We start from the raw sequence: 14,185 nt of genomic DNA, 5'->3' as shown, positions 1-14,185 counted from the left end.
TTTCGTCGAGATTCCCAACGAGCCGCGTTACCGCGCTTCACGATAGTGCGCGACTGCAACTCGTGCTGACCTTGCTGACGACGTCAGCTGGAACTTGGATGTTGGCCATAATGCTCGCTACGAGTTCGTCACGCTTCGCACGATTGGCGTAGCCCTGAAGCGTTGCGAGATCCGTGCTGGTGGCAGTAGCCATTCGTCCAGCGGTGTCTGAACAGATGCCGGCAAAGGCGTCCACTCTGGCCGTTTCTGCCGCCAGATTGCTGGCAGTCGTAGTGGTGAGCCATCCCGCATTGAAGCCGATGATTGGGCTGAAGAAAAGCCCGACCACCAAACCAATGGCGTAGGGTTTTGCATGTTCAAGGATTTGTCCGAAGGTCATGGATTAATTCCCTTTAATCAGGTGATTATCGGGATCGTTGCGGGCCCGCGCTCCGACCAGGAGCCAATGGCAATCCAGATTTACTACAGTGCGCTTTAAAAGATTTAATGTAAACAACCAATTCAATTGTTCATTAAAAAGTACGTTTCAAATAATTATCGTGCATAAATTTGAGCCGAAAACGAACGCATCTCGATTTATCAGTGCTCGTATATTTATAGAGTCTGGACGTATTTTTCGATAAAACAGATTAGCAATTAGAAAACAAAGTAAAGACGTATTCAAGGCATAGAGAGTTTTGATTGCTTTTGGCGCAAGATTGGCTTTTTGCTTTACCAAACTTATCGATCTCGATTTCGCATATTCACCTCCGGCGCGCTGCGCAGTGATTGACGCCAAACGGCCCGATCCCGGCTGAATCTCGCCCACGTATGCCGCAGAAAAGGAGGGCAGCGTGTTGCCCGGACGAAACATCGAAAGTCCATTTCGACCGACCATTTTGGATGCTAGACCTCGGCGAGATAGTGGCACCTGGCGAATAGCCGCAATCTTGCCGTCACCCTAACCGTATCGGCAACGTTAAAGTGTCACCATCGATCCCGACCGGTCTGTCAGTGGGCCATAGAGATCGCGCAAATATTTCACCCCGTGCGGCGGAAACGATCCACATCGCCAAATCCGCTTCAGGTACATCTCGCCTCGGTATCGCATCCGCAATGATGAACTCGGCCACGAGCAAGAGAGCAACGAAAGACAATCCGCAGCCGATGAACAGGGCATGGCGGCCGATAGCAGAGCAGTGTCGCCAGTCGTGGTACATCGGCTGCCGCAATGAAAAGCAAACACGAAGAACACGCGTTCGTCATCAGCGAATGGGAATCCGAAGGGGGGGCGCCGAACAGGTCTGAACAGCTCGGTCAGTATGGTCGCCGTTTCGACGGAGACGGAACCTATTCGATTTATCACCTCTTCACGGGAAAGACCGCAGAAATAGGCACCTGGAAGATGGAAGGGCTCAGCCCTAAAAATGCAGCGCGAGCGCTGCGTATTCTCAATAGCCCCAAGCTGGCCGGCAGTCGCCTCCGCCCGTGAAGAAACATTCGCAGCGTGTGTTGATAGGAGGCGCTGCGGCCCGGCGTCTGCCCAGCATTCCATGGGCCGAAGCCCTACTACGTTCGGAGATCGCTATTCCATGCTCAGAGCCCGCTGCGGAGCCGATACCGCCGGTTGCACTCCCAGGCGTTACCGGAGCTCTGAACCCGGCGACGTCAACGGCTGACTATGTCGTCCGATGCGAGTATGTTGGAGGGCGTATGCCTGCAATCTTTACTGTGCCTTGGTACCTTGCTTCAGGCGAATGCTGACGGGCCGGCCCTCCGCATGCTGGACCTCGAACTTGTTTGTCTTTCGGATGAGGTCGCTGAGCTTTCGAAACCCGAAGGTACGCGGATCAAAGTCTGGTGCCAAGTTGAGCAGTTGCTTGCCAACAGTACCGAGGTTTACCCAACCCTCCTCGGTTTCTTCTTGGGCAAGAACTTTTTTTATCAACGGCACGGCGGCGCTCACCGGTTGCAAGGACTTTGCGGCTGATGCGGTATCCTGTTCGTCTTTCCCTGCGTCTGCGAGCAGGTTCTCAGTGTAGATGAATCGGCGGCAGGCCTGCCGGAAGCTCTCCGGAGTCTTTTGTTCGCCAAAGCCAAAAACGTCGATGCCCTGCTCGCGAATACGGGCGGCCAAACGCGTGAAATCGCTATCGGACGAAACGAGGCAGAAGCCATCAAAACGACCACTATGCAGCAGGTCCATGGCGTCGATCACGAGCGTGATATCTGAAGCGTTCTTGCCGGTGGTGTAGGCGAACTGCTGCTGGGGAATGATCGCGTGTTTCGCGAGCACATCCGCCCAGGCCTTGGAACGCGTGCCCGAGAAATCGCCGTAAATGCGGCGGACACTCGCTTCCCCGATCTTTGCCACCTCTTCGAACAACCCGTCGGCGATCTTTGCCGAGGTATTGTCAGCGTCGATAAGGACCGCCAGGCGTGGTGATCGAGGCTCGAACGGCATGCTTTGCTCCTCTCGTCCAATCATCAAAGCTTAGCAGCCGGTTCGCCATAGCACTATCCGGCTTTCCAGCCAGCACTCTTTTTCACCCGCATCAACGCCATCAGCATCGGGCCGAGGGAGAATTCCCCCGCCGCGCTTTGCCGATCAGATCCCTGAGATAGCCGCCTGGCGAAACTGATATACCCCGCCCCAAGGGTGATCACGCTTACATTTATGGAGGCGTAGTCCGGCAATTGGAGATTGCTGGTCCTTTGGAGATGCGAAAGGTCATCTGAAGATGATTGTGCGGCTTGACAGAGGGCCCATGGCGGCAAGCCGCTAAGAGAAGTCGGGAAACGTCATGGGCGATGGTCAACGGCGTCTGGCGTCGCGCCAAATAAACAGCTCTGAACAATGGCGAGCGGGTTTACCGTCGCCCACCGCTGGCGCCGGAACGAACGCGCATTTGGCGCGTTACATCCTACGTTGGAGTACGGCAGGAAATAGCATCGTCAATCATCCTGATCGACGATAACCAGGTACTCCCAAGAGGCCCCGATGGATATCACCACACTACTCATCATCGTTCTCGTTGTTCTCTTGCTGGGCGGCGGCTGGTACGGTCGCGGTCGCTGGTATTGAGCCGTTCGGCACGGGCGGGCACTCCCCTATCCTGGACTGATCGGATTTCTCGAAGCGATCCCTTTGAGGCCCATCGTGACCGGATCGCAGCCTTATGGGTCAGTTCCTCTTATCGCGGTCACGCGCATCCCTAACTCCGAGAGTGTTTCAGCAACGCTCGTCGGAGCTACTCGTTCTGAACCTCTGACCGCTGCCAGGTTTCAGCGTTTCCGCAGTGTCCGTCCAATGCGACTTGCCATGCGAGACGTCGCCCCGCTTTCTGGCAAAACGGCGATCGGTCCAGAGGAGGCGGATCGGTAATGTTAGATCTTCGCAGCTGGATAGGCTCTGTACTCGCTCTCGGTGCGCTTACACTTCTATTTGTCGGCTGCGCGCTGGTCCTTTGGCCCTTCCTGTCGGCCTTGCTATGGGCTGCGGTTATCTGTTTTTCGACGTGGCCTCTCTACCGCCAATGCGAACGTGCCGTCGGAGGATACCGTGCCGCTGCCGCGGCGATAATGACGATGGTGGTGGTCTTTGCTTTGGCAGCACCGCTTGCGTTCCTTGTGACCGCGCTCGTGGACGACATAGAGAACCTGGCAGAAGCGATTACGCAGGTCCTGGAGGAAGGGCCTTCGGCGCCACCCAACTGGGTCAACGGTCTACCCATCATCGGCGAAGGCGTCGCCGCCTACTGGGAGAACCTCGCTCACGATGCTCCAGCGTTCATAGCTGAGCTCAAGAAATTAACAGGCCCAATCACGGATATCGCGCTTTCAGGCGGAGCGGCCCTCGGCGGCGTCCTGATTGAACTTGCCCTCAGCATATTCATCACCTTCTTTCTTTTTCTGCATGGTCGTCGCATGATCGGCTTCATGCGCCAGATCAGCGAGCGCGTTGCTGGCCCGCGGTCCAAGAGGCTGCTGACGGTCATCGGTGCGACCGTAAAGGGGGTCGTCTATGGGATGATCGGAACCGCGCTTGCGCAGGGCTTGCTTGCCGGTACGGGCTTCTGGATCGCCGGTGTGCCCCAGCCCGTATTGTTGGGTTGCCTAACTTTTGCGCTGTCATTCGTGCCGGGTGGTCCACCGTTTCTGTGGGTGCCGGTGGGGCTTTGGCTTCTGCTACAAGGTTCCATGGGCTGGGCGATTTTCGTCGGCTTGTGGGGTTTTCTTCTTGTCAGCAGCATCGACAATTTCCTGCGGCCGTACCTGCTCAACCAAAACACCAATCTGCCGGTGTTGCTCAGCTTGTTTGGACTCGTTGGCGGGGTGCTCGCCTTTGGGTTGATTGGCCTCTTTCTTGGACCCACATTATTGGCGGTCGCGTACAATCTGTTTCTCGAGTGGGTGGCAGCCGAGATCGAGGGACGGGCCCAAGCAGCCTCCGGCTTGCCCGTGGATTTGGCAACCAACTCAGAGAACTGAGCAAACGTTGTAAATCTGGCTGGGCTCTTCTCACCGGCGGCCCGGCGATAGCAATGGCCTGGCAGTGACCTCATGCTTTGCCTGTCGAGGAGATAGCGGCTACCGGCACCAAAGTGAGCAATGCAGAAGAAAACGGCAATTGGTGCCCCATCCGATCAATGGACTGTCTCCGGCGCTGCGAGATCAGGCTGTACGCCGCCACCTTCGTTTTCCCAGCGGTCGACATCTTCACACGGGAAAGGTGGCGAGAGCATTTCGATCTGGCTCATCAGAATGGTGACGAGCGCTGCTTCGGAGCAAGTGCCGCGTTGAAAAGCCGAGATCAGCAATCGAGCTGCGGCTCGTCTTTTCGCGCGGTGCCACGCACTCCCGACATCGAATATCCCGACGGTGTCGAGCACCCGTTTGAGCATATCGAGGGGAACGGGGACATGGGAGGCTACGTTGGAAGACATCTTGTCCTCCTTTGGTTGGAGGCATATCCGCAGACCGAACTTGAGGCCTGCTTAAGAGTTTGCCTGCCATCACTGTGATCCCGCTGCAAAGATATGGGAAGCACTTTCGTGATCGCAGTCTGATATCATGAGTTGGAGACGACAGACTGGACCCCCGGCTTTAGCCGAGAAGCTTTGCTAGAGTCCCGGTCCCGACGCGAAGCTTGAGACCGTAGCCTTTGCCCGGCTCGATAAAAGGATAAGGCCGGGCTGGTGTTTGCGTCAGGCCGCTCTTCGGCGGTCTGATTGACGACCTTGGTGGCGGTCGCGGTCAGGGCGATCTCCGTCGCCTGCTCTTCGTCAAGCGTCGTCATAAGCAGCTTGGCGTCTTTCATGCCCAGCTGCAGCGCCCAGGTCCTCGGCGAGCCGTTCGTAGTGTTCGACAGCCTGTGCGGCTGCAAGCAGTCCGGCGTCGAGCGCGGGCGAGCCTTGATACACTTCCTGGATCGAGCCGCCTTCCCATGATCGCGTCACACGTCTTTTCAGGCTGTTTGCCGGTGATCCTGAACACGTCGTCCAGCCGCTCGACATGGACCTTTGTCTCTGCGAGATGCTTGATAGACGCGTCTTTGAGGTGCTTGCTCTCGGCGGCATCGCGCATCACGTGTTGGAGCGCACATGGTACCCGACGGTGCGCCGGTTTAGCGCGCGGGCCAATTCAATAGTTCGCCAGCCTTCATGACGTTCTCCCCTTTCTTGAGGGATTCAAGCACACGAACCTTCGCGGATGTTCCACACATCCCGGTTGGCTACGCTGACCTTGAATTGACCTCAATTGACGCGCATGCTCGTTAAATTGATTTAAGCCTGCTTGGCCTGTCGCGCGTCAGAAACTCTCGCCATTTCCCCCTTAGATCGTCGCGTCGTAGCGCTGCGCCATGCAGCGGTATCGGCTCACAACCATCATCACAAACGAGATCGCGTGCCGGCTACAAATGCCGGTATGGAGAGGAGATGTCATGTTCGACTGAACGATCAACCGGACAATCCATTTCGACCGGCCGTTCAGATTGCCGGGCGTTGATGAGACAATAGTTGCGGGCGACTACGATATAGGTGCCGATCGAATGGCATAACTGCCTAGCTTGCCGTGATGTTGCCACCGCCATCAAATGGCCCGTGACAGTCGAGAACCGCTCCGGCAAGCGAATGATTCCAATTGAACCCGACGAGTTGGCGCGTCTGATCGCGCTTGGTGGCGCCGGAATATCAGATGCGCCAAGACAAGAGATAGACGCAAATGGATTCTACCCATCGAAAAAATGAGATTGTCATCGCGCGCTGGCAGCGAGACGGTCGGGCACCCGATAACTTGGGCAAACTCTATCAATACGGCAGGCGTGTGGAAGGTGACGGGTCCTGGACGATTTACCACGTGTTTACGGGAGTGCCGGCCCATATCGGCTCCTGGACGATGACCGGTCTCGATCAACAGTTGGCCTCCGATGTGCTTCACATCCTCAATCGGCCTCTCCAGATCTAGGAGGAGGCGAGACGGGTGCCCGAATTCAGCGAGAATGGGAACGACTTGATGACCGTCGCGGAAATCGACCTGCTGAGGCGGAGGCGGTTTGCGCAAGGTATCAGATACGCAACGGTTCTCGTGCTGAACATCTCGCACGGCTTCTGGTGTCCGAGTTCCGAGTATCCATTTCGAACGAAAGCTCTCTCCTGGCCGCTGTGCTACCAGCCTACGTCAGGCTGGAGAACGCGCCATCTGGATTAAACAGCGGGGGGTGAGTTGATATGTCGTCTTCAACGACGCAGGACGACAACAACGAGCTGCCGCCCTTCTGTCGGAAACTTTATCCGTTTCGGCAATTTCGACTTTGCGACACGCGCCGATCGAGAGCGTGCAGCCGACTTTACGCGCCCGCATGTTGCGCGCAACATATTAGGAACGCCGCAAGGAAGGTCATTGATCACGTAAATCTTGCGGCCAAGACGTTTTTGCCGTCCATCAGTTGATGGCCTCGGCGGTTGCCCAGAGGGATATATTCATGAAGCGGCGCCACTTGGCGCACGTTCTCAGCTCTTCACGCGCAATGGCGCATCATTGAAAGGGTGTCCCGTGCCAAGACAATCATTTGTAAAGAGCGGTCTTAAAGGACCTGCGGCGGTGCGGAGGCTTGCAAGAAAGACGACCTCTTCTGTTGCTGCCGCCGACATTCCGGTCGTCGGCATCGGCGCGTCAGCTGGCGGCATCGAGGCACTGAGCAGCTTTTTTGACGCCATGCCGGTTAACAGCGGCTGTGCCTTCGTCGTAGTGCTGCATCTCGATCCGAAGCGCAAAAGCGAGATGGCTCGCATTCTTGGCTCTCACACTAGAATGCCAGTCGTGCAGGTCGAAGGCGCACTTTCGCTCGCTCCCGACAGCGTCTACGTCATTGCCCCCGATACGGATCTCGAGCTGGAATCCCAGCGGCTGAGAGTATCAAGGCCAGCGGAGCCTCGCGGGAAGCGGCATCCGATCGACGTGCTGTTTGCGTCGATCGCGGCGGAACGCCATGAGCGCTCAGTTGCAATCGTGCTTTCGGGGACCGGAAGCGACGGCACGGAAGGCCTGAAGCAGATCCGGGCGGAAGGCGGGATGAGCCTGGTGCAATCGCCCGAGACTGCCAGATTCGATGCTATGCCGCGAAGTGCGATCGCTGCTGGGCTTGCCGACCATGTGCTGGCTGCCGAGGCGATGCCAGCAATCCTGGTTGCGTATCTCAAGCATGGCTATGTTTCCGATCCCGCCGGGGTCGAGCCCGGTCACGTGGCGGGCGAAGCGGCGATAGAACAGATCCTGGACGTCGTGCGCGCTCGAAACGGGCACGATTTCGGCAGCTACAGGCGCAACACCCTGAGGCGGCGCATTCATCGTCGCATGGGGCTGAGAAACATCAACACACCCTTGGACTATGTCAAAGATCTCCGGACCGACGCCGGCGAGGCGGCCGCCTTGGCGGCCGACCTGATGATCAGCGTGACCGGGTTCTTCCGAGATCCGGAAGCATGGAGGGCGCTCGCCAGCCTCGCAATCGCGCCACTCGTTGCAGAACGCGACAGCGGCAGTGAGGTCCGCATCTGGGTTCCTGCCTGTGCCACGGGAGAAGAGGCCTATACCAACGCCATGCTAATAACCGAGCAGGCGGAGGCCGCCGGAAAGCGGTTCGATCTGAAAGTCTTTGCCACCGACGCGCTGGAGGGGAATCTGCACAAGGCGCGTGACGGCATTTATCCCGCATCCGCGCTCGCAGATTTTCCGCCAGAACGTATCTGCCGTTTCTTCGAAAAGCTTGATGGTTGCTTCCAGGTCAGAAAGGAGCTCCGCGACTCGGTCGTGTTCGCAGCACACAACGTGCTTCGCGATCCGCCGTTCTCTCGGCTCGACCTCATTTCCTGTCGTAATTTCCTGATCTATCTGGAGCCGGAGGCACAGCAGCGCGTCATCGCGCAATACCATTTCGCGCTTCGTCCGGGCGGACATCTGTTCCTCGGCAATGCCGAGACGATCGGACGGCATGATGAGCTCTTCGACACCATCTCGAAGAAGTGGCGCATTTATGCCCGCACCGGACCAACCCGCCACGATCTCATCGACTATCGGCCTCTGCGCGGATCGGTTGGCGCGGGAACTGCGGGCGGGCCGCTCGCCACGCCAGCGGAATCGGCGAGGCTGGCTGAGACTGCGCGCCGGGCCCTGCTGGAGCGCTACGCGCCTGCGTCGGTGTTGATCGATCAGAAAGGTCGTGCTCTATATTTCCATGGGTCGACCGGCGACTATCTGGAGCAGCCTTCGGGAGAGCCCACCAGAGATCTGCTCGCCATGACGCGGGAGGGATTGGGCCTCAAGCTACGCGGTGCGCTGCGAGAAGCCACGAAGGGCGACAGGACCGCCACGGTTCATGCGCGGGTGCGACAGAACGGAGCGTCGCGGCGGGTCGCCATGACCGTGATGCCGCTGCCGGCTTCGCCACAGGGCGGCAAACTGATTCTGGTGAGCTTTACGGCGGATGAAGCGCCTGCCGCGTCCGGCGATCCAGCCGGCCACGACGTGCTCGAAACGACGTCCGGCGAGCGGGCACTTCAGGAAGAACTGATCTCGATGCGCGCCGAGTTGCGCAACACCATCGAGCACCTCGAGACCGCCAACGAGGAGCTGAAGGCTTCAAATGAGGAAGCGATCTCGATGAACGAGGAACTTCAGTCCACCAACGAAGAGCTCGAAACCTCCAAGGAAGAGCTACAGTCCTTCAACGAGGAGCTGAACACCGTCAACAGCCAGCTTCAGCACAAGATCTCCGAGTTGGAGCGCTCCACCAATGATCTGAACAACCTTCTGGCCGGCTCGGAAACGGCAACGCTGTTTCTCGATGAGAAGTTAGCAATCACTTGGTTCGCACCGGCGATGAAGGAGCTTTTCAACCTCGTGACTTCCGACATCGGTCGGCCAATCGCCCACTTTGCGCGCAAGTTCTCCGACGAGAACCTGCTCGATGATACGCAGACAGTGCTCAGCAAACTCACGACCATCGAGGCCGAAATTCGCGCGGACACCGGGCGCTGGTACCTCCGTCGTATCCTGCCTTACCGGACGCGCGACAACCGCATCGCCGGCATCGTGATCACTTTCAGCGATATCACTGAACGAAGGGCGGCCGCCGAGGCCGTTGACGACGCGCGCCTCTACGCCGAGGCGATCGTCAGGACGGTGCGGCAGCCCCTGATCGTTCTCGACGCCGAGCTGCGGGTGGTCTCGGCCAATCCCGCCTTCTACGATCTGTTCAAGGTTTTGCGGAAAGACACCGAGGGCAGGCTGCTCTACGCGCTTGGCAACGGGCAGTGGGACGTTCCCGCCCTTCGGATGCTGCTTGAAGAGGTGCTGTCGAAGGAGCAGGAACTTTCCGACTACGAGGTCGAGCACGAATTTCGCGAGATCGGCCGGCGCAGCATGATACTCAATGCCCGCAAGCTCTCCGAAGGCGACGGCCGAGACGGACTGATCCTGCTCGCCATCGAGGATGTCACCGAACGCAGAGAGGCCGATAGCATTGTTCGCACCAGTGAACAGCGCCTGAGGGATCTTGTCGGGTCGCTGCCGGGCGCAGTTTACACCACTGATGCGGAAGGCCGGATCACGTCCTACAATCCGGCTGCCGCTGAATTGTGGGGACGCAGTCCGGATCTGGGCACGGCGTGGTGCGGATCCTGGCGTTTGTATCGACCGGATGGCACGGTCCTGCCGCACGACCAATGCCCCATGGCAATTGCCCTGAGGGAGAAAAGATCGATACACGCTGCCGAAGCCGCGGCTGAGCGACCCGACGGCGTGCGCGTACCCTTCCTGGCCTATCCGACCCCTTTGCGCGACGCCTCCGGCGAGGTCACCGGGGCGGTGAACATGCTGGTGGACATCTCCGAACGCAAGCAGGCCGAGGCGGTGGCGCAACGCCTGGCCGCCATCGTCGCCTCGTCAGACGACGCGATCATCAGCAAGTCGCTGGAGGGCGTCGTCAAAAGCTGGAACATCGGCGCAGAGCGGCTGTTCGGCTACGAGGCCGATGAGATTGTCGGCCAATCGATAATGACCCTGGTTCCGCCGGACCGCCACGATGAGGAGCGGGATATCCTGGAGCGTGTCCGAAGGGGCGAGCACATTCAGCACTACGAGACGTTGCGCCAGCGCAAGGACGGAAGCGAGATCTGGGTTTCGTTGACGATCTCACCGCTCAGGAATGCCGTGGGCGTTGTCATCGGCGCTTCGACCATCGCACGAGACATGACTGAACGGCGGCGCGCCGATCAGCATCGCATAACCCTGATGGGGGAGCTCAACCATCGCGTCAAGAACACGATGGCTGTCATTCAATCTATCGCGGCGCAGACACTGGGGCACGCATCGACGCTGGAGGAAGCGCGGGAGGCTTTCGGGTCGCGGCTGATCAATCTGTCCAAGGCGCACGACCTTCTGACGCGAGAGAGCTGGCAGAGCGCAGATCTGCGTGAAATCGTGGCCGATACGGTGAGGCCTCATGCCGGGGGAGAAAACCGCTTCCAGATTGAAGGCCCGAGCATTCGGCTTTCGCCGAGTGCGGCATTGGCGGTTGCCATGGCGCTCCATGAACTTAGTACGAATGCCGCAAAATATGGTGCACTTACGTCGGAAAAAGGCCGCGTCCTGATCGCATGGAAAATCCAAGGCGAGGGCGCCGGACGGCAGCTCTTCCTAAGCTGGCGGGAGAGCGGCGGACCTCCGGTCGCTCGGCCGACACGCAAGGGTTTCGGGTCACTCCTGATTGAACGGGCACTGGCTTCGGAACTGCGAGGAGAGGTTCGTGTTGGCTACGAGATCACCGGCCTTGAGTGCACGATGGTCGCACCAATTCCCGCCGGTGAAGACTTCCTGGGAGGGCGAAGTGGCCAGAGCGGAGGGGCGGCGGATTCTGATCGTCGAGGATGAAGTTCTCATTCTCTAAACCTTGAGGACCTTCTCACTGAAATGGGACATGAGGTAGTGGCTTGCCGCAGCTTAATGCCGCGACGCATCTAGCAGCTAAAAGGAACTCTATTTTGCCCTTCTCCACATAAACTTAGGTAGAGATACGTCGTTTCCGGCGGCCGCCATCTTGCCCGCAAGATATTCGGCTTCGCTGCCGCGTCCGGAATAACGGGCTTTTTAGCGTGACACGGCGACTTGGCTGAAATCCGCTCATGCACGTGCAGGAGCAACGACCGGGTTGCTTCGCCGAAATGTCCATATCTTCCCGGCCTTAGCCGGCAATAGGCCGCATGCAGGTGAGGAATGTTATTTCATAAAACCGGGGTACTACGTAACCGCTGTTTTCGCCCCACATTGTCTGCCGTCGCCTGATCTGTGATCGACGTTCCATGGATGACAAAGGAGTTTCTCCATGGAGACTACGTTGGAGGTTCTCACGACGCGGCGGAGCAGACGTGAAGCTCATCGCCAATGGCCTGACGAGATGAAGGCACGGATCGTCTCGGAGAGCTTGCGCCCGGGCGTGACGGTGAACGAAGTCGCAGAACGCCACGGTCTGAAGGCCAACCACCTGTCGTCCTGGCGCACGCTGGCGCGGCAGGGCAAGCTGGTTTTGCCTGCGCCGGAGGATACAGTCGAATTTGCGACGATGGTTATCGAGACGCCCGCGCCGGAGCCGCCGACTGCCAAAGCAGTCTCCCGCGCAGAGATTGTCGTCGGTCCGGTCACGATCCGTCTTGAGGAAGGGGCGTCTGCTGCCCGGATCGCTGCCATCGCGCGTGCTTTGGCAGCCACGATATGATCTTTCCATTGAGCCGTGTGCGGATCATGGTGGCTACCAAACCGGTCGACTTCCGGAAGGGTCATAACGGATTGGCGGCGCTTGTGAAGAACGAGCTGCACAAGGACCCGTTCACCGGAACAGTCTTTGTGTTCCGGTCGCGCAAGGCAGACCGGCTGAAGCTGATCTACTGGGACGGCTCAGGTATCGTCCTGGCCTACAAGAGGCTGGAAGAGCACACCTTCTGGCCCGGCATCAAGGATGGACTGATGACGTTGACCCACGCCCAATTCGAAGCCCTGTTTGCAGGCCTCGATTGGCGGCGGGTTCATGCTGTCAAGACGAGAACGCCGGAGACTGTCGAATAGCTGCGGCACGATGACTCAGCATCATAGATTCCGAAGGCAAAACGAGCCGGGATTTGGTAGGTTTTGGCCATGCTGGATACCGCCCATCTTCCCGATGATGTCGCTGCCCTGAAGGCGATGCTGATTGCGGCGCAGGCCCGCGAGGCAGGCAAGGATGCCCAGATTGCTCGCAAGGATGAGCGGATCGAACGGCTTGAGAGACTGGTCGCCGCTTTCAAGCAGGCAGCCTTCGGGCGCAAGTCCGAGAAGACCGATCCCGACCAGTTCGATCTGGCGCTGGAAGACCTGGAAACGGCCAGGGCTGCCATCCGTGCCGAGGATGAGGCGGACGTTCCTGCTGGAAACAGGATTGCTGCCAAGCCACGCGCGACCAATCGCGGCTTCTTTCCAAAACATCTTCCCCGTGTCGAGGAGGTGATCGAACCGGAAAGCCTGATCTGTGCCTGCGGTGGTTGCCTGCATTGCATTGGCGAGGATGTCTCAGAGCGACTGGATGTAGTCCCGGCGCAGTTCCGCGTCATTGTCACCCGCCGCCCCAAATATGCGTGCCGTGCCTGCACCGACGGCGTCGTTCAGGCCCCGGCTCCAGCGCGGCTGATCCAGGCAGGACTGCCGACGGAAGTGACCGTCGCCCATGTGCTGGTTTCCAAATATGCCGATCACCTTCCGCTATATCGGCAGGCCCAGATCATGAGCCGCCAAGGCATCGATTTGGATCGCTCAACGCTCGCCGACTGGGTCGGTCGGGCGGCCTACGAGCTTCGCCCGGTCTTCGATGCGCTGATTGCTGACCTGAAGCGCTCGACCAAGCTGTTCGTGGACGAGACCCGTGCCCCGGTGCTCGATCCCGGCTCGCGCAAAACCAAGACCGGATGCTTCTGGGCGCTGGCACGAGATGATCGTTCTTGGGGTGGCGGTGCTCCACCAGGTGTGGCCTTCACCTATGCGCCAGGTCGCGGGGGCATTCACGCCGAAAGGATATTGCAGGGCTTCTCCGGCATCCTGCAAGTCGATGGCTATGCCGGATACAACAGGATGATCGCGCCAGACCGTGTCGGTGCGAACATCAGGCTTGCCTATTGTTGGGCCCATGCTCGGCGCAAGCTGGTAGAGATCACCCGCAATGGAACAGCACCGATTGCCGAAGACGGCGTTAAACGGATCGGTGAACTCTATCGGATCGAGACCGAACTGCGTGGCCTTGATCCGGGGGCTCGCCTTGCCGGACGGCAGGAACGTTCAGCGCCGCTGATCGCCGATATGCGGGCCTGGCTCGTCCATCACCGTGCCCGTGTTGCAACGAAGTCCCCACTCGGCGAGGCCTTGGCCTACATCGCCAAATACTGGGATGGCCTGAAGCTGTTCCTCAACGACGGCCGCATCGAGATCGACAACAACAGCGTCGAGCGAACCATCCGTCCCATCGCCCTCAATCGGAAGAACGCACTCTTCGCAGGGCATGACGCTGGAGCAGAGAATTGGGCGACCATCGCCTCTCTCATTGAAACCTGCTTATGCCGCGCGCGGCATAAGCAGGTTTATGCCGACCGGCGAACTATGCCGAGCACCTCTTCCAACTTACCAG

Annotated in this window: 9 protein-coding genes and 1 pseudogene; 6 read left to right on the top strand and 4 right to left on the bottom strand. The window is 58.8% G+C overall.

Going from position 1 to position 14,185, the window contains the following annotated elements; genetic code table 11:
• Positions 1 to 37 precede the first annotated feature (37 nt).
• On the bottom strand, positions 38 to 379 hold the full coding sequence (locus ASE71_RS06840) for a hypothetical protein (RefSeq protein WP_029742644.1): 342 nt from the start codon (positions 377 to 379) through the stop codon (positions 38 to 40).
• Between the two features lie 831 nt (positions 380 to 1,210).
• Here ASE71_RS06840 and ASE71_RS06835 point away from each other — a divergent pair.
• Positions 1,211 to 1,471, top strand: a complete 261-nt coding sequence (locus tag ASE71_RS06835) for a hypothetical protein (RefSeq protein ID WP_060520234.1) — start codon at positions 1,211 to 1,213, stop codon at positions 1,469 to 1,471.
• A 234-nt stretch (positions 1,472 to 1,705) separates the two neighbouring features.
• Here the strand turns inward: ASE71_RS06835 and ASE71_RS06830 are convergent, their stop codons facing one another.
• Positions 1,706 to 2,443, bottom strand: a complete 738-nt coding sequence (locus ASE71_RS06830) for an NYN domain-containing protein (protein WP_034800491.1) — start codon at positions 2,441 to 2,443, stop codon at positions 1,706 to 1,708.
• Positions 2,444 to 3,363: 920 nt separating this feature from the next.
• On the opposite strand from ASE71_RS06830, the gene ASE71_RS06825 reads away from it, so the two are divergent.
• Positions 3,364 to 4,470, top strand: coding sequence for an AI-2E family transporter (locus tag ASE71_RS06825; protein WP_034800489.1), 1,107 nt, complete (start codon positions 3,364 to 3,366; stop codon positions 4,468 to 4,470).
• 155 nt (positions 4,471 to 4,625) lie between these two features.
• Here the strand turns inward: ASE71_RS06825 and ASE71_RS06820 are convergent, their stop codons facing one another.
• Entirely contained in the window at positions 4,626 to 4,925 is a 300-nt protein-coding gene (locus tag ASE71_RS06820; RefSeq protein WP_060634944.1) for a hypothetical protein, read from the bottom strand.
• A 370-nt stretch (positions 4,926 to 5,295) separates the two neighbouring features.
• Positions 5,296 to 5,565 carry a DUF892 family protein gene (locus ASE71_RS34975; RefSeq protein WP_413814628.1) on the bottom strand — a complete coding sequence of 90 codons (270 nt, stop codon included), beginning with the start codon at positions 5,563 to 5,565 and terminating at the stop codon, positions 5,296 to 5,298.
• Positions 5,566 to 7,083: 1,518 nt separating this feature from the next.
• On the opposite strand from ASE71_RS34975, the gene ASE71_RS06805 reads away from it, so the two are divergent.
• The 4 genes and pseudogenes from ASE71_RS06805 to tnpC form a co-directional block, all read left to right on the top strand.
• On the top strand, positions 7,084 to 11,412 hold the full coding sequence (locus ASE71_RS06805) for a PAS domain-containing protein (protein ID WP_060520229.1): 4,329 nt from the start codon (positions 7,084 to 7,086) through the stop codon (positions 11,410 to 11,412).
• 451 nt (positions 11,413 to 11,863) lie between these two features.
• Positions 11,864 to 12,253 (top strand): IS66-like element accessory protein TnpA, encoded by a 390-nt coding sequence (gene tnpA / locus ASE71_RS06800; RefSeq protein WP_060520228.1) that lies wholly within the window; start codon positions 11,864 to 11,866, stop codon positions 12,251 to 12,253.
• The gene (gene tnpB, locus ASE71_RS06795) at positions 12,250 to 12,600 is read left to right on the top strand and encodes an IS66 family insertion sequence element accessory protein TnpB (RefSeq protein ID WP_060520227.1); all 351 of its coding nucleotides are present in this window, start codon (positions 12,250 to 12,252) and stop codon (positions 12,598 to 12,600) included. Before tnpA ends, tnpB begins: the two co-directional genes overlap by 4 nt.
• 69 nt (positions 12,601 to 12,669) lie before the next feature.
• Positions 12,670 to 14,142, top strand: a pseudogene (gene tnpC, locus ASE71_RS06790) (IS66 family transposase); the annotation flags it as partial.
• Positions 14,143 to 14,185 lie beyond the last annotated feature (43 nt).

This window comes from Ensifer sp. Root954 (assembly GCF_001429005.1).
Lineage (GTDB): Bacteria > Pseudomonadota > Alphaproteobacteria > Rhizobiales > Rhizobiaceae > Ensifer > Ensifer adhaerens.
Note: the sequence above shows the minus strand (reverse complement) of the source record. Positions and strands in the feature narration are given on the sequence as shown.

What these genes read in the sequence shown, in the direction of transcription:
- tnpA (WP_060520228.1), top strand. Translation starts at nt 11,864, where the DNA reads ATGGAGACTACGTTGGAGGTTCTCACGACGCGGCGGAGCAGACGTGAA.
- tnpB (WP_060520227.1), top strand. Translation starts at nt 12,250, where the DNA reads ATGATCTTTCCATTGAGCCGTGTGCGGATCATGGTGGCTACCAAACCG.
- ASE71_RS06835 (WP_060520234.1), top strand. Translation starts at nt 1,211, where the DNA reads ATGAAAAGCAAACACGAAGAACACGCGTTCGTCATCAGCGAATGGGAA.
- ASE71_RS06830 (WP_034800491.1), bottom strand. Translation starts at nt 2,443, where the DNA reads ATGCCGTTCGAGCCTCGATCACCACGCCTGGCGGTCCTTATCGACGCT.
- ASE71_RS06840 (WP_029742644.1), bottom strand. Translation starts at nt 379, where the DNA reads ATGACCTTCGGACAAATCCTTGAACATGCAAAACCCTACGCCATTGGT.
- ASE71_RS06825 (WP_034800489.1), top strand. Translation starts at nt 3,364, where the DNA reads ATGTTAGATCTTCGCAGCTGGATAGGCTCTGTACTCGCTCTCGGTGCG.
- ASE71_RS06820 (WP_060634944.1), bottom strand. Translation starts at nt 4,925, where the DNA reads ATGTCTTCCAACGTAGCCTCCCATGTCCCCGTTCCCCTCGATATGCTC.
- ASE71_RS34975 (WP_413814628.1), bottom strand. Translation starts at nt 5,565, where the DNA reads ATGCGCGATGCCGCCGAGAGCAAGCACCTCAAAGACGCGTCTATCAAG.